We start from the raw sequence: 20,777 nt of genomic DNA, 5'->3' as shown, positions 1-20,777 counted from the left end.
CAACTCAGCCTTACCGCCGCCCAGTGGCTCAAAGAGCTTGGCCACTTCAGGTTTTTTCAGGTCGTAGATGGATTTGACCCCGTACTTGTCCTGCAAATAACCGGGAATGTAAAACCCTTGTTCGCCCGCATACGGATGAGTGTTCGGCACCAAGGACCGGGTGCCGCCCGTGACGTATTTAGCCCAGGCTGCCGACTGGTTAGGCAGCCAGATATCGGTCAGTACGTCGACCGAACCATCGCCTTTGGCGGCTGCGCTGAACAGCACCGCGACATCCCCGGCCAGATACGACACATCGCCATCCAGTCGGCTTTTGATTACCTCACCAAGGATGTGTTGAATGGCGATAGCCCCCGTCCAGTTCTGCTCGCCAATGACAATTTTGTCCTTGGCGAAGACGGTGGCCGGGAGAATCAAGGATGCCAGCAATGCGGCCGCACCGAAGGTACGCGACAGATGTGTCTTCACGATAAATCTCTCAGTTAGTTGTGCCGGTGGTCTTGCTTGCGCAAGCTCGATTGAATGATTCGGTCAGGGATCAGTGCACACAGGACGATCGCCACGCCGGCGAGCACGCCTTCGCCGCCCTTGATGTTGCGCAGCGCCGTCATCACGTCATAACCCAGGCCGCCGGCGCCGATCAGGGCAGCGACCACCACCATCGACAAGCTCATGACGATGGTCTGGTTGATCCCCAATAACAGCGAGCGGCGAGCCAAGGGCAGTTGCACCTTGATCAGGGTCTGCCAAGGACTGGCACCGTGTGCCACCGCCGCTTCGACAGCATCCTTCGCAACTTCCTGGATACCCAGCGACGTCAGACGAATCATCGGCGCCAGGGCGAAAATCACGGTCGCGATCACGGCGGGGGTCTTGCCGACAGAAAAGAACGCCACGGCAGGAATCAGGTACACAAACGTCGGCAGGGTCTGCATGACGTCCAGCAGGGGCGTAATCACCCGCCGTAAAAGCGGACGCTTCGCCAGCAGGATGCCGGTGGGTACGCCAATGACCAGGGCAATCAGTACCGAAGAACCGACCAGCGCCAGCGTGGCAATGGTTCGCTCCCAAAAGCCAAACAGGCCGATGTACAACAAGGCTGCGCTGCTGGTCAGTGCCAGCGGCAAGCCAGCTGAACGCCACGCCAGAAACACCAGCGTCAGTGCCGAAACCGGCCATGGCAACCAACCTAGGAGGTTTTCAATGCCTTCGATGACGGTGCGAACGGCAACGATCACGCCGACGAATGCACCCTCGAACGTCACCTGCGACCAGCCAATGAATTCATCAATGCTCTGTGCCGCCAGCAGCAAGGCCTGGCGATTGACCGGGAACTGCAGCAACACACCAGTGGCGTCAGGTGTGACGACGCGCCAGATCACCAGTGCCTGACTGACCACCAGCACAGCCAAAGGCAGCCCCCAACCCGATACGTTGCGTAGCACAGGCTGGCGGCTCAACGAGAGCGCTGTGAAACGACTGGCCGCGAACACCATCACCGCCGCCAGAATCGCCAGCCATGATGAAGTGGCAATGCCCTGAGCCAGTGCCGCTAGCGCTGCGAGCTCAACGGCGAAGCCGAGCCAAAACAAACCGCCCTTGCCTCTCGCAGCAAGCGCAGCAGGCCCCAGCAACAATGCCTGCCACCCGCGCAAGCCGGGCTGGACGTGCGGCCCACGAGGAGCGGTTTCTGGGGGCTGAAGGCCAACGCTGTCGACGCTGTGAAGGGGTGTATGGGTTGAATTGAAGTCCCGGAAAAAGTCCGCAACTTCGGCGTCAACCGGATGCTCGAGCAACTGTTTGGGCGTGCCCAATTGCACCAGCCGTCCTCGGCGCAGCACTGCGATGCGGTCAGCAAGGCGTATGGCTTCGGCCGGGTCATGGGTGACCAGCAATGTGCTGATACCGCGCTCATGCACCAGTGCCAGGAAATGACTTTGCAGATCGCGTCGAATGGTCGGATCCAGCGCACTGAACGGCTCGTCCATCAGTAGAATGTCGGGATCAGTCACCAATGCGCGTGCCAGGCCAACCCGTTGCTGCATGCCACCGGACAACTCATGGGGATAATGTTCGCCCCACCCCTCCAGACCTACCGCCCGCAACTGCAGAATAGCCGCAGCATGACGAATCGACTCGGGTTCACCACGCAATTCGAGGGGCAGCGCGACGTTGTCCAGCACCGTACGATGGGGCAACAGGCCAAAATGCTGGAACACCATCCCGATGCGGCGCGATCTCAAGTCGCGCAAAGCTTTGTGGCTCAAACCGCTGATGGTCTGCCCTTCGATCAAGACATCGCCGCTCGAGGGCTCAATCAAGCGATTGATATGCCGCAGCAGCGTGGATTTCCCGCTTCCTGATGTGCCCATCAGGCACAAAACTTCACCGCGCCGCACCTTCAAACTGACATTGCTGACGGCCGGCAGCACTGACGAACCTTTGCGCAGATAGGCTTTGGTGACGTCTCGCAACTCAAGCACAACATCGGCCTCATTGGCGTGATCGCTGGAGGGTTGCGCACGCTGTTGAGATGAGTCGATCCGGGCAGTTGCCAAAGAGGTTTGAATAAGTGTCACAGGAGCTCCGGGCAAGCGACCCCTGGATGCGGGCAACGCGCTCGCCCCAGAGTAGAAAATTGGCTGAGCCTCAGGCCATGATCCGAACACCGTGTCCTGAAGCAAAAAAAGCGCCGCGCAGGGAGCGCAACGCTTTCCACAGACATAAAGCTAATCGATCTTAAAAAGAACAAATAAATATCTTTTTGGAATTAACTTAAGCCTTCTCACGCCGTCTATCTGCGTCTGATTATTAAAATAAAAATAACTAAAAGGTATCAATAAGTAAAAAATATGAATTTATAGTTATAAAAGTGTCGGAGACCGCCTTTCTCGAGCATTGGGCTTTCGAAGGCGTGGCCGTGTTGTCGGCGAGCCGGAGCAAACGCCTGGTCAGCGCCAACGGTGCATTTCTCAGCTGCGCGCTTTATCAACTGAAGCCAGCTCAACCGGACGAACCTGGACGCTGATCAAGTTTTTTCATCAGCCTCTGGAACGCCGCCAGCACCTGCGCAGGCCGCTCCAACATCAATTGATGACCACACCGCTCCAACACCTCAAAGCTACCCGTTGGCAGCTGTCGGGCGAGCGCTTCACCCCCACTGGAGGGCGTCAGCCCGTCGCTGTCTCCCGCTAACACATAAGTCGGCAACGTCAGTCGGGCCAGGGCATCGGCGTCGGGCCATTGGGCGTTTTGCAGTAGAGACTTGAACACATACAGACGATTGCGACGGGTCAGGTTTTCCTCGTAGGCCACCAGCCGGGGATCGGCTGCGGAGTGCCACGCACGCTGACGAAAGCCCTTGGCCAGCAACGGCCGCAGCAGCTCCAACACCCAGGCAGGCAGAGACATCAGACCACCACGGCTCAACGGGCGATGCAGTTGTGTGCCTAGCAACAGGGCGCCATCTATGGTCACCTGCGGCAACCTGCGTGGAAGCTCCAGCAAGGCACTCAACCCCAGTCCGGTACCAAAGGAATGTGCAACCAGGACATTCCGACGTGCAGCGTAGCGGCTCAGTATTTCCAGCTGATCTGCCACCAGTTCCGACCAGGCATAGGCCTGCGGCTGGCGCGGCTTTTCACTATCGCCGTGCCCCAACAGGTCCCACGCCACCAGGCTGTATCCCTGATCGGACAACGACTGCCATAACTCGCGCCATTGATCCTTGTGACCACCACCACCATGCCCGAAGAACAAGACTGTATCTGCCTGATGCGTGCCTGGTTGATAAGCGATGCTCAGGTACCGTCCTGGACGGATTTCCACCCGCTCGCCCCGCACCAGAGGTAAATCAGAAAATGCGTGTAAATCAGCCATGAGTGGGACAAGCCTCTTTGAATTCAAGGTTTTGAGGAGTGACTGTCGAAGGGAGGACGGTTCTGGAGAAACCACGCAATAAGGTCTGGGTATAAGCGTGTTGCGGATGGACCAGTAGCGTTGCCGCTTCCCCCTGCTCCACCACATGCCCGCCCTGCATCACGGCAATGCGATCACACAGTCTGGCGGCCACTCGCAAATCGTGGGTGATGAACACAATGCTCAGCTTGAGCCGACGTTGCAGGTCTTCAAGCAACTCGAGAATCTGTACCTGGATCAGCGCATCCAGAGCGGAAACGCATTCGTCCGCGATGAGTATTTTCGGCTCCACAGCCAAGGCACGGGCGATACCGATACGTTGGCGCTGGCCACCGGAGAACTCATGGGGATAGCGCTCGAACGCCGTGGCGGGTAGCCCAACCAACGCCAAAAATGAGCGCGTGCGCCGCTCGGCCTCGGCCTTTGAGTGCCCCTGTACCAGCGGGCCGGTCATGACGATACGACCGACGGTCTGGCGCGGATTGAGCGAGGCAAACGGGTCCTGGAAAATCATCTGCACATCGCTACGCAATGCTCGCAAACGCCCTTCGGAAAGCGCCGTTACATCCTGACCCAGCCATTGAATTTGACCACTGTCAGCACGTAGCAGCCGAACAAGGCAACGCCCCAGAGTGGATTTCCCCGAGCCTGACTCCCCAACAATGCCGAGGGTTTCACCCTCGCGCAGGGTCAACTGAACCTGCGCCAGGGCCTGGGTGGCACGCTTGCGCCACCAACCGCTGTTGCTGCGAAACACTTTATTGAGTTGCTCGGCCTTGAGCACCACACTCCCGTCCACCGTCGTGCGCGGGGCCCGAGGTTGCGCCCAGACCGCTGCCAGCAGTTGCTGGGTATAAAGCGCCTGAGGCTTGCGCAATACTTGATGGGCGCTGCCCTGCTCCACCAGTTGACCTTTTTCCAGCACCAGCACGCGGTCGGCAATGGCCTCGACCACGGCGAAATCATGGGTGATGAACAACAGCGACATGCCCTTATCCTGTTGAATCTTGCGTAACAGATCGATGATCTGCGCCTGGGTGGTCACATCCAGCGCCGAGGTGGGTTCGTCGGCGATCAGTAACGAGGGATCGAACGCCAACGCCATGGCGATGACCACGCGCTGACGCTGGCCACCGGAGAGCTCAAAGGGATAGACCAGGCGCAGGCGTTCAGGCTCGGGCAGGCCGACATAACCCAGCAACTCCACAACCCGTCGGCGACGCTCCTGGGCCGATTTCACCCCGTGGGCGCGCAGGGTTTCATCGATCTGCTCACCCACGCGCAGCAGCGGGTTCAGCGCGCTCATGGGCTCCTGGAACACCATGCTTATATCTCGCCCGCGCAGCTGGCGCATCGCGGTTTCACTGAGCTTCGCCAGGTCTTCATCACGAAACACCAGTCGCCCGCTTTCCACGCTCAGCGGCGTCGGTAACTGGCGCAACAATGCCTTGGCCAACATCGACTTGCCCGAGCCGGACTCGCCCACTACACATAGGCATTCGCCGCTGCGCAATTGCAGCGACAGGTCATACAGCGCGTGACTGCGGTCGGCACCGGCCGGCAAGGCGATACGCAGGTTTTCCACACTGAGCAACGTCATAGCGACCTCCCCGGTTCAAAGGCCACGCGCAGGCCTTCGCCCACCCGGTTCACGGCCAGCACGCACAGCACAATCGCCACCCCCGGCAAGAAACTCATCCACCAGGCATCCCGCAGCAGCCCACGTGATGCGTTGATCATGTAACCCCAGCTCATGGCCTCAGGGTCGCTCAGGCCGAGAAACGCTAACGCGGCTTCGGTGAGAACTGCAGTGGCCATCACAAAGGTCATGGTCACCAACAACGGCGCCAAGGCATTGGGCAGGATTTGTTGGCTGATGATGCCTAATGGCGATTGCCCCAGCACCCGCGCCGCCTGCACAAACTCACGTTGTCGCAGGGTAAGGAATTCGCTGCGCACTAGCCGCGCGACGCCCGGCCACGCTACCAGCGAAATCGCCAGCACGATGGAACCCAGGGACGGCTCCAGCACCGCCACCAGGATCACCGCCAACACTAGCTGCGGAATGATCTGAAAGAACTCGGCGATCCGCATCAGCGCGCCGTCGAGCCATCCACCAAAATAACCGGCGACAGCGCCGACGAGCAGCCCCACCAGCAAGGTCGCCAGACTGGTCAACACCCCCACGGCCAGGGACACACGGGCGCCGTAGAGCAAGCCGCTGCCGAGGTCGCGGCCAAGCATATCGCTGCCCAGCCAGTGCGCCGAATCGTGGAACGGCGGTAGCATCGGCTGGGTGTTCATTTCCCAGGGCGAGCTACTGGTGAGCCACGGTGCGGCAGTCGCTAGTGCTGCTAACACCAGCAAAAACACCGCGCCGGCCAGCGCCGACGGCTGGTGAATAAAGCGTGTGAGCACCGCCATCAGCCCTGTCCTCCAGCGCCAATACGTGGGTCGAGCAAACGGCAAATCACATCGGTCAACACATTGAAGCCCACCACCAAAATCGAGATCACCAGAAAGCCGCCCATCAACACACCGTAGTCACGCTGGGCCAATGAGTCATACATCAAGCGGCCAATGCCAGGCCAGGAGTACACCACCTCCACCAGTAACGCACCGCTGGCCAGTTGGCCGAGTTGCAAACCAGCGAAAGTCACCACCGGCAGCAGTGCATTGCGCAACACATGTACATACAGAATCCGCCGTGGATACAGGCCTTTGGCGTGGGCAGTGCGTACGTATTCCTGACCAAGAGCATCGAGCACGGCGGCTCGGGTGAGGTGGATATACAGAGCCAGAAACAGCACGCTCAGGGATAGGCACGGCAACAACAGATGCCGCAGGCGATCCAGCAGCGAGAAGTCCCGGCCCACGGTCTCCATACCGAACGCCGGCAACCAATCCAGACTGACGGAGAACAGCAAAATCATCAGCATCGCCAGCCAGAACGGCGGCATCGCGTACAGCAACAAAGCACCATGGGAGATCACGCCGTCCAGCCAATGCCGCTTCTGCCGTGCCCGCGCCGCCAGCACACCTAAGGTCACGCCGAGCACGGAAGAAACTACAAAGGCTGAGCCCATCAATGCCAGCGTCGCCGGCAACCGCTCGGCGATCAGCGACCACACCGAGGTCTGATTTCGGTAGGAATAACCCAGGTCCAGGTGGACGATATTGCCCAGGTATATCAGCAACTGCTGGAGCAACGGTTTATCCAGGCCCATGGTCTGGCGCAGTTGCTCGATAAACTGCACATCGTCCACTCCTGCCTCTCCGGCCAACAGCAATGCAGGATCGCCCGGCGCCAGTCGAATCAGCAGGAAACTCAGCACCAGCACCGCCACCACCATCAGCAACGCCTTGACGAGCCGCCCGCTGAAATACAACACGCCGTTCATGGCGTCAGGGCCTCGAGGTACACGCTCTCGTAGTCCTCATTAAGGCTGGTAGCGGTCTGCAGCAGGTTTTTCACCTGTTTGTGAAACAGCGTCGGGTAACGCATTTCGAAGATCGGTGCGATGGGCAGGTCGGTGTTCAGCAGGTTCTCCAGCTGGCTGTAGAGCTGTTTGCGCTCCGGGCCTTCCGGGGTATCGGCGACTTTCGCCCACAAGGCATCGGCCTCTGCGCTGTTGTAGCCGCTGACGTTGGCGAACGGAGAAGTTTTGAGTATGTAGTCGGAGCGGAACAGATAGGCGCTGGTCAGGTAGGGATCGCCGATCTGGAAGATAAAATTGTAGGTCAGGTCGAAGTCCCAGTCGCTCACGCGCTGGAACCAGGTCGCCGCGTCGGACGTCACCACCTGCACCTTGAAACCCAGGGGCTGCAAGGACTGCTTGGTGTATTCGGCCAGGCGCTCCCAGGCACCACCCTTCTCGCCATTGAGCAGGCGAATGCGCACCGCGCCGGCATCAACGCCGGATTCGGCAATCAGCGCTTTGGCCTTTTTCACATCATAGGCGTACTGCGGCAACTGGGGATCGTGGTAAGGCGAGCTGGACACAAACGGCCCCTGGGCGACCTTGCCCGAGCCGAAGAAGATGTTATCGACGATGAACTGTCGGTTCAGCGCAGACAGGATCGCCTGGCGCACCTTGAGGTTGTTCAACGGTGGCTTGCGCGTGTTGATTTGCAGGAAGGCCAGACCCGAGTACAACTCCCAGCCCTTCTCCGACGACTGCACATCGGGCAAGGCGGTTAGGCGCTTAAGGTCTGAGTAATCCGCATCGCCGCTGCGCAGCACTTGCACGTCGTTACGCTCGAACGCGGCGGCACGCGAAGAGGCATCAGGAATGACATGGAAGATGATGCTGTCGAGGTGCGGCAGGCCCTTTTTCCAGTAGTTGGGGTTCTTAGCCAGTTTGATATAGGCGCCTCGTTTCCACTCGACGAACACAAACGGCCCGGTACCCACCGGTTTTAGGTTATAGGGGTTGTTACGAAAGTCGGTGTTCTCGTAAAGGTGCTTCGGCACCACCGGGCGCAAGCCGCTGCCCAAGGCCGAAAGCAACGGTGCGAAAGGTTTCTTCAGGTGGAAGACCACCTGCAGCGTACCTTTGGCGGTGATGCTCTCGACGTACTCGGTGATGATACCGCCAAGGCGCTTGTCCACCTCGGGGTAGAAGGTCTGGAAGCTGAACACCACGTCATCGGCGGTGAACGCTGGACCGTCGTGCCAGTGCACGCAGTCCTGCAAGTCGAAGGTATAGGTGAGGCCGTCAGGGGAGATAGTCCAGGCTTTGGCCAATACCGGTTTGGGCGCAAGGTGTGTGTCGAAGGTGAGCAGGCCCTGGAGCACCTTGCCGCTCACGTATTGGGTCGACACATGGCTGACTACGCCGTGCATCAGCGAGGGCGGCTCCGGCTGGGCCACCAGGTTGAGCACCCCGCCCTCCTGGGGTTGCGCTTGAGCCTGGCCGGCCAACAACGTGGTGCACAGTGCCACGGACGTGAGGGCACGGCGGAAAGAGAATGAGCGCATGGAGTCTCCTCGAATTGAAAAATATAACGAGGGTTTTGCAAGCGTTGTGCCATGGCCGGTTGGGCGGGTATTGCTGGGGTTGGTGGTGATCGCGCTGATGAAAAAACCACAGAGCTGCGCCTGAGTGTGCAAAAAGCAGCAGCAAAGCATTTCAAATGTGGGAGGGGGCTTGCCCCCGATACCGGTCGGTCATCAATGAATGAGCCAACTGACACGCCTCTATCGGGGGCAAGCCCCCTCCCACAGAGGTTCATCGCTGGTCGATGGCACAAGGTTTGCCCCTGTAACCGTCATCTGAATAAACGAGCCTCGCCACTATGTCACTGGATTACCTGGGCAACCCCATCGACACCACCGACCCCACCACCCGCCAAGGGCTGGACGACTTCATAGGCGGCTTCCTCGGCTACCAGCCCCGTGCCGAACGCATCCTTGCCACCGCCGATGCCGATCCCGGCTCCGCGCTGGCCAATGCGTTTGCCGGCTTGCTGCTGATGTTCAGCGAGTCGCCCGAGGGCCCGGCACTGGCGGAAAAATACCACCAACGTGCGGCGCACGCCGCTCACCCGCGCGCTCAGCTGTACCTTGGCGTGCTGCAAGCCTGGATCAAGGACGACCTCGATCAGGTCCTGCATTTGAGCGAAAACCTGCTCGACCGCTACCCCCGCGACCTATTCGCCGCCAAGCTCAACCAGTACCTGGAATTCAACCGCGGCAACTGGCCCGCCCTGTTGCGCATCGGCCTAAAGGCCACCGCTGGCGCACCCGATATTGCCCACAGCCACGGTCTGCTGGCCTTCGCCTACGAGCAATGCCACCTGCTTGAAGACGCCGAAGCCAGCGCGCTGCAAGCCTTGCGCCTGCAACCCTCGGAGCCTTGGGCCCAGCACGCCCTGGCCCATGTGATGCTGACCCAGGGACGTATCGAGGAAGGCACGGTATTCCTGGAAAGCGTGACCCATCACTGGGACGGTTTGAACTCGTTCATGTACACCCACAACTGGTGGCACCTGGCGTTGTTCTACCTGGCGCGGGGCGAGGATCAGCGCGTGCTGGAGATTTACGACCAACACGTGTGGGGCATTCTCCCGGAATACTCCCAGGACCAGGTCGGCGCCGTGTCCTTGCTCGCGCGATTGGAACTGGCCGGCATCGATGTGGGCGAGCGCTGGCAGGCGCTGGCACCGTACCTGCAACGCCGGGTCTGCGATACGGTACAGCCGTTCCTGAGCGTGCAGTACCTGTATGGCTTGGCCCGGGCGGGCAAGCCGGAGGCGGATAGGTTGCTGGCGACGTTGCGCCAGTACAGCTTTGACGCACGGCCGGTGTGGGGCGAAGTGACCCTGCCGTTGGCGAAGGGCTTATTGGCCCATGCACGTGGCGACTGGCAACAGTCGCTGGCGCAACTGACGATCGCCCTTCCCCGGCTGAATGAGATTGGTGGCAGCCACGCACAGCGCGATCTGTTTGCCCTGGTGGAGCTGGATGCACGAGTGAAGGCCGGGGATTGGTTGGGGGCGCAGCAGACACTGGAATTGCGGCGCCGGTATGACGGGTGGGATGTGCCGACGAATCGGAGTTTGGTACGGGTGTATGAGGCGTTGAAGTTGCCGGAGCTGGCGGCAAAGGCACAGACGCGCCTATCACCTTTCACCTGAGCAGCAGGAGCCGGCTTGTCGGCGTTAGCGGTCTGTCAGTTAACACAGGCGCAAGCTAAACCGCCGCCGTCGCCGGCGAGCCGGTTCCTAAAGTGGATAGTGGCTAGCCCCTGGCACTGAACACCCCTCTGGCGATCGCCCGCGCCACGCAATCCGCAGCCGCCGAGCCAATACAACCAATCTCCACCTGCCGCCGTGGGCCATCGGTCAACTCAACCGCCGCCGACGCCAAGGCAAATACAGTGTCCCCATCAAACGGCAAATGCGCCGGACGCACCGCACGGGCAATTCCGTCCTGAGCCATGATCGCCACGCGCTTGCACTCAGCCACAGTGAGCCGAGCGGTACTGGCGACCACCACCAGCGTCGTGTTGGCCCCGGCTTGCAGGCGGCCCATCGAACCCAGGCGTGACAACTCCGGCATCGGGTCGCTGCAGTCCATCTCGGCTTCAGGCCGCCGGCCACCGAATTCCCCCGCGACTTCCCAGGGCCATGCCCAGAACGTTTTACCGTCGGGCATGTACACCGAGCCAATGGGGTTGGCGACGACCAGTGCGGCGACGATCAATCCGTCACCCAGGTCCAGCGAGGCGGTACCCAGCCCGCCTTTCAATACACCGGCCATGGCGCCACGGCCGGCGCCCACCGAGCCCAACTCGAAATCTTCTCCAGCATTGGCCAGCGCTTCAAAGCCCAGGCGTCGGTAAGGCGGGTCCAGGCCCCAGTCCTTGTCGCCGCCGTTGGCCAGGTCGTGCAACACGGCGGCGGGCACTATGGGGATTGCCGGGGCGCCGGGTTTCAAGTGCAGGCCCACCTCGTCCTGAGACAGTTTTGCCGCCACGGCATCCGCCGCGCCCAGGCCGAACACCGAGCCGCCGGCGAAAACCAGAGCGTGGAGTTGGCCGACCATGTTTTCCGGCTCCAAGGCGGCGGTTTCACGCCCGCCAGGGCCACCGCCGCGAATGTCGATGCTGGCAGTCCAGAAACCATTGGGGCGAATCACTGTGACGCCGGTGTCGACGCGCAGGTCCGTGGCGTGGCCGACCGTGAGGCCTGGGATATCGGTGAGGGCATTGCGCGGGCCGGGTCTAGGCATACAGAAATAGCTTCCTTGGGTTCAGGGTGTTGCGTGGGGAGAGCAAGTCGTGTGCCAAGCACAACCACCCAAGCCTTACGGCTCAATACCCGGTTGCCGATGAAAGCCCCTGCACAAAAACCAACACCCTGCCCTTCGGCCTGTTAAAAAAACACCAGCACCCCCGCTTACTACGCAATAAGCCTATGTTTTTAAACATTTTTAACAGATGGCACAGCCCTTGCTCTCCAGCCTTCCCACCAGAGCTTGAACTCAACAAGCCGTCCTCTATCAAGGCCCAACACCTTAAACCACTGGAGTATTTCCCATCATGAATGCATCACGCGCCACAGGTCGCCGACCCAGTAAGGCCTTCGCCCACACGTTGTTGTTTATTGCCCTGTACGAAGCCGCCAGCTACAGCAGCCTGACTCTCGCCGCCGACGCGCCGGCCAGCGATAACCCCTTGGACACCGTTGTGGTGATCGGCAACCGTGGCCAGGCGCGCACCCTGGCCGAGAGCACCGCACCGGTGGATGTGATCTCGTCCAAACAACTGCTCGCTACCGGCCAGGGCGACCTGACCCGCGCCTTGAGCAGAGTGCTGCCGTCCCTCAACCAGCCGGCGTCGTCGGGCTTCGGCTCAACCTCGGTGGTGCGCCCGATCAGCCTGCGTGGCCTCAATGGCGACCAGGTGCTAGTACTGGTCAACGGCAAGCGCCGCCATAACAGCGCGCTGCTCAACAACGGCACCTACCTCAACTCTGGCTCGCAACCAGTCGACCTGGACATGATCCCCACCGCCCTGGTGGATCACGTCGAAGTGCTGCGCGACGGCGCCTCGGCCCAGTACGGTTCGGATGCGATCGGTGGAGTGGTGAACATCGTGCTCAAGCAGACCGACCACGGCGGCAGCCTATCCACCAGCTACGGCCAGAACTATGAGAACGGCGACGGCGAAACCGCGCGGCAAACCGGCAATATCGGCCTGGCGTTGCCCAATGACGGCTTCCTCAACCTCGCCCTGGACGTGAAGAAACAGAAGATCTCCGACCGCTCCGACAACGCGCCGTACACCGACTCCGCCGGCAACACCAGCCTGCAGCACACCTACTACGGCACCGGCCTGCCCGAAGCGCGCAACTTCAGTTTCGGCTACAACGCCGAGCTGCCGGTGGACGATGCCCTCACGCTCTACTCATTCTCCACCTACACCCGCCGCAACTCGGAAAAACCGCTGGCTTTCCACCAGCCCGCCAGTTTCGATGGCATCCGCACCCCCTTCCCCGAAGGCATCGAAGACACCCTGCGTTTTATCGAAAATGACTTCCAGGTAGCGTTTGGCGGCAAGGGCGAACTCGCCGGCTGGGACTATGACCTGTCCAGCACCTATGGCCAGGACCACGCCGAAGCGACCCTGCGTCACACCTACAACCTGAGCTACGGCCCGGACTCGCCGACCTCGGTGGACACCGGCGTCAAGACCTTCAGCCAATGGACCAACAACCTCGATCTGACCCGCGCATTTGAACTCGGCCTGCACAAACCCACGCAGATTTCCTGGGGCCTGGAGCAACGCTACGAGAACTACAAGATCGGCAAGGGTGACCTCGCCTCCTACGCCAGCGGCCCTTTCACCACCGGAGCCAGCGGTGGCCTGATCGCACCGGGCACCATCTCCGGTGCCGGTACCACCCCGCAGGATGCTGCGCAAAAAGGCCGGACCAGCCTCGCCGGGTATGGCGAGATCGGCCAGGACTTCACCGATAAATGGCACGTCGACCTGGCCGGTCGCTACGAGCACTACAACGATGGCTCGGGCACCACGACTAACGGCAAGTTCTCCACCCGCTACCAACTCACACCGATCCTGGCAGTACGCGGCACCTTCAGCACCGGTTTCCGTGCGCCTTCACTGGCCCAGCAGATTTACAGCTCCACCTCGCAAACCAGCGTCAACGGCCAGCTGTTCGACTACCGTAACGTTGCAGTCAACTCCGACGTGGCCAAGGCGCTCGGTGCCGAGACTCTCAAACCTGAGAAGTCCACCAACTTCAGCCTGGGCCTGACTCTGCAACCGACGGATGCCACCAGCATCACCCTTGATGCCTACCAGATCAAAATCAAGGACCGTATCGCGCAAACCGGCTACCTGGGCGGCACGCCTCAGATTAGCGCGATCCTCGCCGCCGCCGGCCTCAACCCGAACCAGGCCGTCACCTACTTCACCAACGCCCTCGACACCACCACCCGCGGCGTCGACCTGGTGGGCGACTACCGCCAGAGCATCGGTGCTTACGGCAACCTGCGCTATACCCTGGGCTTCAACTGGAACACCACGCAGATCGACGACATCCACGCCTCCAGCGTGGCCCAGCAAGCCCTCGGCCCAACCGGTGGTTATGACCGCCAGCGCCAGGGCAACCTCAAGTACGGCCTGCCGCAATCCAAATTGCTGCTGGGCACCACCTGGACCTACGAAAAACTCGAACTGGGCCTGAACCTGACCCGCTACGGCGAATACACCCAGTACGGCACCGCCGAAGCCTTCGACCGCACCTTCTCGCCGGCGTGGATCACTGACCTGAACATCGACTACCACCTGACCCCGGCAATCACCCTGAATGCCGGTGCCAACAACCTGTTCAACCAGTACCCGGAGCGCACAAAGCTGGCCAGCAGCTCCGGCGCGTTCCCCTACGGCAACTTCTCGCCGTACGGCACCACCGGCGGCTATTGGTACACCGGCGTGACCTACAACTTCTGATCCCGCTCCACGGGCCGGTTCGCCGGCCCCTTGCCTGACTCAAATGGGAGCCTGTCCATGACCCGCCGTACCGATCAACTCAAACTGGGGGCCTTCCTCGCCAACAGCGGCCATCACGTCGCCGCCTGGCGCCACCCACTGGCCCAGGCCGATGCGAGCCTGGATTTCGAGCACTTCAAGCACATCGCCCAAACCGCCGAACGCGGCAAGTTCGACGCCCTGTTCATCGCCGACGTGGTTGCGCTGTGGGGGCATCATCACGACGCGCTCAGCCGTACCGCCCGTGCCGAGCACTTCGAACCGCTGACCTTGATGTCGGCCTTGGCGGCCGTCACACACAAGATCGGCCTGATCGCCACCGCGACCACCACCTACAACGAGCCGTACCATATCGCGCGCAAGTTCGCCTCCCTGGACCACCTGTCCAAAGGCCGCGCCGCCTGGAACCTGGTGACCTCGGTCGTCTCCGATGAAGCCTGGAATTTCGGCCGCGAACACCATGTGGACCACGGCGACCGCTACCAGCGCGCCGAAGAGTTCCACGACGTGGTCAAGGGCCTGTGGGACAGCTGGGACGACGACGCCTTCACCCGCGACAAGGCCAGCGGCGAGTATTTCGACCCGACCAAACTGCACACCCTCAACCACCGCGGCGAGCATTTCTCCGTGCGCGGCCCACTGAATGTGGCGCGCCCGCCCCAGGGCCACCCGGTGCTGGTGCAGGCCGGTGCATCGGAGCCGGGCAAACAGCTCGCCGCCCGTGTGGCCGAGCTGATTTTTGCCCACGCCCATCATCAGCAAGACGCCCAGGTGTTCTACCAGGACATCAAGGCCCGTGCCGCCGCCCTGGGTCGTAACCCGGACCACGTCAAGATCCTGCCCGGCGTCACGCCATTTATCGCCGACACCCGCGAACAGGCCCAGGCGTTGTTCAAGGAATTCCAGGCCCTGATCGACCCAGTGCTGGGCCTGCGCCTGCTAGCCGATACCCTCGGCGATGACATCGACCTGTCCGGCCATGACCTTGACGGCCCGTTGCCGGATACACCGGTGGGCCAACGTGGCAGCCGTCGCGACAAGGTGCTGGAACTGGCGCGCACGGAAAACCTCAGCATCCGCCAACTGTACCTGCGCCTGGCGGGCGGCAACCCGGTGATAGGCACCGCCGAGGACGTGGCCGATCACTTCGAGACATGGTTCCAGGCACGCGCCTGCGATGGCTTCAATGTGTTCTTCCCCTACTTCCCTGGCGCCATCGACGTGTTCGTCGATCAGGTGATTCCGTTGCTGCAGGCGCGTGGGCTGTTTCGCCAGGAATACGAGGGCACCACCCTGCGCGAAAACCTCGGCCTGCCGCGCCCGGACAACCGCTTTACGGGAGAGAGGGCATGAAACGCAGCACCTGGATGCTCGCCTTCGCCTGCTTGATCGCCCCCAAAGCCTTCGCCTTGAACATCTTGCTGAGCAATGACGACGGCTATCAGCATCCGAACATTCGCGCACTCTACACCCAGCTGAAAGCCCAGGGGCACACCGTGAAGATTGCCGCGCCGCAAAGTGACCAGAGTGCACGCGGCGGCGCGTTCTTTTTCGGACGCGAAGTCACGGTCGGCCACGACACCGACCCAGCCTACCCCGACAGCTACTACATCAGCACCTCCGATAAAGGCGTGTGCCAGAGTCCCGAATGCGCCGGCAAAGAGGTCCAGATCGAAATCAGCGGCACGCCGGTGATGGCCCTGCTGATGGGCCTGGACAAGGTGCTGCCCCACCCCGACCTGGTGATCGTCGGCCCCAACCCCGGCAATAATCTTGGGGCGATCAATATGGCTTCCGGCACCTTCAATGCGGCCAGCGTGGCGTTGCAATCGGGTATTCCGGCATTGGCGGTGAGCACCGACCTGAAGGAGCAAGACCCACAGCGCGCCGCCCAATTGGTGGCAAAACTGGTCGACACCCTCGACCGGCATCGCCAACCCGACGGAGCCCTGCTACCGCCGGGACTGGGCTTGAATATGAACCTGCCCAAGGGCACGCAGATCAAGGGCGTGAAACTCACCCGTGTGGGCAGTTACGTGGGCTTCGAAGCGCGCTACAGCGATGACCTCAAGCAATTCAACCTGCCGGGCAAACCGGGCATCGGCTTCCAATACAGCCCCGCCGCGACTGCCGCGCAGCAAAACGATGAGGCGGTGTGGCTGAACAAGGGCTACCTGACCATCAGCCCGTTCAGTGGCCTGCCGGAATCCATCAACGCCGGACCCGCGTTGCAAAAGCAATTGGCCCGTGAGGTGAAGCCATGAGTGGCGGTTTTTCCCTGGGCTTTTTGAGCCGGGTCTACAGCCCGCAATTTGATCCGAGGGTATATCGCGACACCCTGGAACTGTTCAGAGTCGCTGAAGAACTGGGTTTCGACAGCGGCTGGGTGGCGCAGCACCACTTCGCCAGTGAACACGGGCGCCTGCCCGCGCCGCTGGTGTTATTGGCCGCCATTGCCCAGCGCACGCGACATATCAGCCTGGGCACCGGGATTGTCGTACTGCCCCAGGAAGTGCCGCTGCGCCTGGCCGAAGATGCGGCCGTGCTGGATGTGTTGAGCAATGGCCGGCTGGAACTGGGCCTTGGCGCGGGTTTCGATCCCGAGACATTCCTGGCGTTTGGCCGCGAACATGAGGCGCGCCATCGTGACTACGAACAGCACCTGCAACAACTGCGCAACGCCCTGGGCAATATGCCGCTGACCGACAGCGGCTCACGCCTGTTGCCACGCGCCAACGGCTTGAGACATCGCCTGTGGGAAGCCACTTCGCGGGTAGAACAGGTCGCCGAACGTGGCCACGGCCTGATCATGGCACCCAATCCGCATTTGCCTGCCCAAGCCGGTGTTGAACTGGTGAACCGCTACCGCAGCGCCTGGACCGGCGACAACGGCACGCCCGCCCGCGTCGCACGGGTGCAGGCGTTGCTCGCCGCACCGGACGACGCCACACGCCGTGATATCCAGGCCTATGTGCAACGCCAGCAAAGCATCGGCGTACTCAAGGGCACGCTGGACGCTGACTTCGACACCACCCTCAAGCGTCTCGGTGTGTTGCACGGCCCGGTGGAGCAGATCATCGAGCAATTGCAGCAAGGCCCGCCATTGACAGCCCACGACCAACTGATCCTGCAAGTCCAAACCACCAGCACGCCGTTGCGCGAGGCGATCCGTGCGCTGGAGATCATCCGCCAACACATCGCACCAGCACTGGGCTGGCAGCCCACAGGAGCCCCCTCATGACGTTCAAATTGGGTTTCCTCAGCCACGCTTTTGGTGATGACCCCCGGCAGGTCTACCGCGACCTGATCGAACAATTCGAAGTGGCTGAAGCCCTTGGCTTCGACGGTGGTTGGATTGCCCAGCACCACTTGAGCAATGGCTTTGGTCGTCTTCCTTCACCCTTGGTGCTGCTGGCGGCCGTTGCCGAACGCACGCGGCATATCGAACTGGGCACCGGGGTGATTGTGTTGCCATTCGAGGACCCGATCCGCCTGGCCGAAGACGCTAGTGTGCTGGACGCTCTGAGCAGCGGGCGCTTGCAATTGGGCCTGGGCAGTGGTGGCGCCAACCTCGATAACTTCAGCGCTTTTGATCGCGACCCAAGCAGGCGCCAGGCGGATTTTGCTGAGCGCCAGCAACGTTTGCAGCGCCTGCTGGAAGGTAAACCGCTGACCGGCGAATTAACGTTGCAACCGCCTGCAATCGGTCTGGGCGAACGCCTTTGGCATTCCCACGGCAGCACTGACGGCGCGGTCTATACCGCCCGACAAGGCAATGGACTGCTGCTGGGCACAGCTACCCATGATCCGCTCACCGTGCAAAAGCCTTTGGCGGATGCCTACCTGCAAGCCTGGTCGCGCACTGACCGCGCACCGCGTATCGGCGTGGTTCGTGCCATTTTCCCTGCCATCGACCGCGCCAGCGCCCAGGCCGAACTGTCGGTGGATATCGAGCGGCATATCCCGCGCCTGCAACGTGAGGGCCTGATCGACGAAGCCTTGGATTTGCAGGAACACCTGCGCTTGATGAACGTGCACTACGGCCATCCCGATGAAGTGATCGAAAGCTTGCAACAGGACCCGTCGCTGCTGCCTTATGCTGACTACATGATTGCTGTGGTTCAGGCCGAAAGCTCGACCCAGGCACAAATTCTCAAACGTTTGGAAATCCTGGCCCAGGACATCGCCCCCGGCCTTGGGTTGGAAAAAACGATGAATAATGGAGCTTATGCATGCCCCTGGAATTCAGCTGGTTGATACCCTTGTGTACCCCAGACTGGGCGGCGCGGCCGGGACAATGGGTTCAATTGGCCCAGGCTGTGGAATACGCCGGGCTCGATGGCCTTTGGATTCCCGGCGGCGTGTTATGTGCCGACAGCCTGGGCGTGGCGGCAGCCTTGTGTGCGCATACACGCAGCGTGCAGTTGTCGGTGAGTGTGCCGCCGGAAGTGATGCTTCCAGCCGCGCTGGCCACTACCCTGCAAAGCCTGCAGTCGATCAGCGGCCACCGTGTGCGGCTACATTTACCCAATAGCGAACACAGTGCCTTTGGGGAGTGGCTCAACCGCGACCAACGCAGCGAACGCATTGGCGAATATCTGGAACTGTTGCAACGACTGCTGGCTTCCAACACCGGCGGGTTCGACTATCAGGGCCGTTATTTCCAACTGGAGAACGCCGGCTTCACCCGCCGCGAAATACCCGCCCCATCGTTGCTACTGGACGACACCCAGAGCCATGCGCTGGTGGCGGCACATGCCCAGACCTGCCTGTTAGCGCCTGGCCATCCACAACGACTGGCCCAGGAGATACAGCACTGGCGACAGGTCCAACCTACGCTCGACTTTGCCTGCACGTTTGGGTTGATCCTCGGCGACAGCGAAGACCTCGCCTGGGAGACCGCCGCCGCTTTATTATCGGCTCCTCAATTGCCCGAAGAACCCCTGGCCACCCTGCCCCGTGCACGCCACCCGCTGCGCCAGTGGGAAGTGCATCCCAACCTGCTGCAAAGGGAAGCCGGCCAACCGCTGATCCTGGTGGGCACCCCGCAACAAGTCGCTACACGCCTGCAAGAACTGCACGGAATTGGCTTGAATCACCTGATCCTGGAGGGCGGGCCGTCAGTCAGCGAAGTGCTGCGCTTTGGCGAACAGGTTTTACCGTTGCTTTTCCAACAGGGTTTGCGCAAGGAGCGCCTGCACCATGACTGATGATTTACGCCCACCGATCCAACTGGACTGGTTTTTACCCACCAATGGCGATGGCCGTCACCTCACCAGCAGCGGCTTGCCAAAGGTCGGATTGTTCCAGCAAGGCGAGCGTGCACCGACGCTGAACTACCTGCGCCAGATCGTACGCGCCACCGAGCAGGCCGGCTTCGACGGCATCATGGTGCCCACCGCTGCCGGGTTTGAAGACCCATGGCTGATCACTGCGGTGCTGGCCCAGGAAGTGCGCCGCCTGAAATTCCTCCTGACGCTGCGACCGGGCACCGAGCTTCCAGCCTATACCGCCCACCGCGCGGCGACGTTGCAACTGCTCAGCGAGAATCGTCTGGCGTTGCATGTGGTGACCGGCTCCAGCCGTTTTGAACAGCGCTCCCTCGGGGATTTTCTCGAACACGATGAACGTTACGCACGCACCGCAGAATTTCTGCAGGTGTTCCAGTCCGTGTGGGCAGCCCAACCGCCCGCGCATCAGGGACGTTACTACCGCAGTGGCATTCAAACGCCGATTGCGCCAGGCGCACACGTACCGCCAATTTACTTTGGCGGCGCCTCCGAAGCCGCCGAGCGTGTCGGTGCGGCCCATGGGCAAACATATCTGATGTGGTGCGAACCGCCGGTCATGATCGCCGAACGCATCCAACGCATGCGTGACCTGGCTGCCGCCCAAGGCCGTACTCTGCGCTTCGGTCTACGTCTGCACGTGTTCGCCGCTGTCACTGACGACGCGGCGTGGGCCCACGTGGAACGGCTGCTGGAAGAAATCCCAACGGATACCATTGACCATGCACAACGGCAGATGGCGGCATATGAGTCGGTGGGGCAAAGCAGGCAGACGCAGTTGATGCAGGGCCGTGGGCGCGGCGCTCGGGAACTTGAGGTGTCAGCCAATCTTTGGGCCGGGGTAGGCTTGGTACGCGGCGGCGCAGGAACAGCGTTGGTCGGCAGTTATGCGCAGGTGGCAGAGCGAATCGAGGAGTACCACCAGTTGGGGGTGGACAGTTTTATTCTGTCGGGTTTTCCCCATTTGGAGGAAGCGATTCACCTGGGCGCGCAGTTGCTGCCTCAGCTACGCCGTATAGGTAACCCACCCAGCCAGGTCAAACAAGATTGA

Annotated in this window: 16 protein-coding genes and 1 pseudogene; 9 read left to right on the top strand and 8 right to left on the bottom strand. The window is 61.3% G+C overall.

Translation table 11 applies throughout. The features are described from left to right. Both K7431_RS28075 and K7431_RS28070 read right to left on the bottom strand, forming a co-directional pair. Positions 1-468: glycine betaine ABC transporter substrate-binding protein (locus K7431_RS28075; protein WP_370636187.1), on the bottom strand; the 468-nt coding region annotated here is incomplete at its 3' end. Positions 469-482: 14 nt separating this feature from the next. After that, positions 483-2,543, bottom strand: a complete 2,061-nt coding sequence (locus K7431_RS28070) for an ATP-binding cassette domain-containing protein (RefSeq protein ID WP_043206189.1) — start codon at positions 2,541-2,543, stop codon at positions 483-485. A gap of 323 nt (positions 2,544-2,866) precedes the next feature. On the opposite strand from K7431_RS28070, the pseudogene K7431_RS28065 reads away from it, so the two are divergent. Next, positions 2,867-3,016: pseudogene (locus tag K7431_RS28065) on the top strand (helix-turn-helix domain-containing protein); the annotation flags it as partial. Here K7431_RS28065 and K7431_RS28060 read toward each other — a convergent pair. The 5 genes from K7431_RS28060 to K7431_RS28040 are packed head-to-tail and all read right to left on the bottom strand — an operon-like array spanning position 3,004 to position 8,899. Continuing rightward, a complete protein-coding gene (locus tag K7431_RS28060) occupies positions 3,004-3,879 on the bottom strand; it encodes an alpha/beta fold hydrolase (RefSeq protein WP_012723457.1) in 876 nt (291 codons plus the stop codon). The pseudogene K7431_RS28065 and the gene K7431_RS28060 sit on opposite strands and share 13 nt — an antisense overlap. Continuing rightward, on the bottom strand, positions 3,872-5,518 hold the full coding sequence (locus K7431_RS28055) for a dipeptide ABC transporter ATP-binding protein (protein ID WP_012723456.1): 1,647 nt from the start codon (positions 5,516-5,518) through the stop codon (positions 3,872-3,874). The genes K7431_RS28060 and K7431_RS28055 overlap by 8 nt, the downstream gene beginning before the upstream one ends. After that, positions 5,515-6,342: an ABC transporter permease gene (locus K7431_RS28050; protein WP_012723455.1), complete on the bottom strand. Its 828-nt coding sequence runs from the start codon at positions 6,340-6,342 to the stop codon at positions 5,515-5,517. Before K7431_RS28050 ends, K7431_RS28055 begins: the two co-directional genes overlap by 4 nt. Further along, a complete protein-coding gene (locus K7431_RS28045) occupies positions 6,342-7,319 on the bottom strand; it encodes an ABC transporter permease (RefSeq protein ID WP_012723454.1) in 978 nt (325 codons plus the stop codon). The genes K7431_RS28050 and K7431_RS28045 overlap by 1 nt, the downstream gene beginning before the upstream one ends. Next, positions 7,316-8,899, bottom strand: coding sequence for an ABC transporter substrate-binding protein (locus K7431_RS28040; RefSeq protein ID WP_012723453.1), 1,584 nt, complete (start codon positions 8,897-8,899; stop codon positions 7,316-7,318). Before K7431_RS28040 ends, K7431_RS28045 begins: the two co-directional genes overlap by 4 nt. Positions 8,900-9,216: 317 nt before the next feature. Between K7431_RS28040 and K7431_RS28035 the strand changes: the two genes are divergently transcribed. Beyond that, entirely contained in the window at positions 9,217-10,557 is a 1,341-nt protein-coding gene (locus K7431_RS28035) for a tetratricopeptide repeat protein (RefSeq protein WP_012723452.1), read from the top strand. Positions 10,558-10,660: 103 nt separating this feature from the next. On the opposite strand, the gene K7431_RS28030 is transcribed toward K7431_RS28035, so the two are convergent. Beyond that, positions 10,661-11,653 (bottom strand): P1 family peptidase, encoded by a 993-nt coding sequence (locus tag K7431_RS28030; RefSeq protein ID WP_012723451.1) that lies wholly within the window; start codon positions 11,651-11,653, stop codon positions 10,661-10,663. Between the two features lie 310 nt (positions 11,654-11,963). Here K7431_RS28030 and K7431_RS28025 point away from each other — a divergent pair, with 310 nt between their 5' ends. From K7431_RS28025 to K7431_RS27995, 7 genes are read left to right on the top strand one after another with little or no spacing between them, the layout of a single operon-like run. Continuing rightward, positions 11,964-14,399 carry a TonB-dependent receptor plug domain-containing protein gene (locus K7431_RS28025; RefSeq protein WP_012723450.1) on the top strand — a complete coding sequence of 812 codons (2,436 nt, stop codon included), beginning with the start codon at positions 11,964-11,966 and terminating at the stop codon, positions 14,397-14,399. 57 nt (positions 14,400-14,456) lie between these two features. Then, positions 14,457-15,791 (top strand): LLM class flavin-dependent oxidoreductase, encoded by a 1,335-nt coding sequence (locus K7431_RS28020; protein ID WP_043205149.1) that lies wholly within the window; start codon positions 14,457-14,459, stop codon positions 15,789-15,791. After that, the gene (locus K7431_RS28015; RefSeq protein WP_012723448.1) at positions 15,788-16,702 is read left to right on the top strand and encodes a 5'/3'-nucleotidase SurE; all 915 of its coding nucleotides are present in this window, start codon (positions 15,788-15,790) and stop codon (positions 16,700-16,702) included. The genes K7431_RS28020 and K7431_RS28015 overlap by 4 nt, the downstream gene beginning before the upstream one ends. Then, on the top strand, positions 16,699-17,679 hold the full coding sequence (locus K7431_RS28010) for an LLM class flavin-dependent oxidoreductase (RefSeq protein WP_012723447.1): 981 nt from the start codon (positions 16,699-16,701) through the stop codon (positions 17,677-17,679). The genes K7431_RS28015 and K7431_RS28010 overlap by 4 nt, the downstream gene beginning before the upstream one ends. Continuing rightward, the gene (locus K7431_RS28005) at positions 17,676-18,695 is read left to right on the top strand and encodes an LLM class flavin-dependent oxidoreductase (RefSeq protein WP_012723446.1); all 1,020 of its coding nucleotides are present in this window, start codon (positions 17,676-17,678) and stop codon (positions 18,693-18,695) included. The genes K7431_RS28010 and K7431_RS28005 overlap by 4 nt, the downstream gene beginning before the upstream one ends. Further along, on the top strand, positions 18,671-19,648 hold the full coding sequence (locus K7431_RS28000) for an LLM class flavin-dependent oxidoreductase (protein ID WP_012723445.1): 978 nt from the start codon (positions 18,671-18,673) through the stop codon (positions 19,646-19,648). Before K7431_RS28005 ends, K7431_RS28000 begins: the two co-directional genes overlap by 25 nt. Continuing rightward, the gene (locus K7431_RS27995; protein ID WP_012723444.1) at positions 19,641-20,777 is read left to right on the top strand and encodes an LLM class flavin-dependent oxidoreductase; all 1,137 of its coding nucleotides are present in this window, start codon (positions 19,641-19,643) and stop codon (positions 20,775-20,777) included. Before K7431_RS28000 ends, K7431_RS27995 begins: the two co-directional genes overlap by 8 nt.

It is taken from the genome of Pseudomonas fluorescens group sp. (genome assembly GCF_020093335.1).
GTDB classification, from domain to species: Bacteria; Pseudomonadota; Gammaproteobacteria; order Pseudomonadales; family Pseudomonadaceae; genus Aquipseudomonas; species Aquipseudomonas petroselini.
Note: the sequence above shows the minus strand (reverse complement) of the source record. Positions and strands in the feature narration are given on the sequence as shown.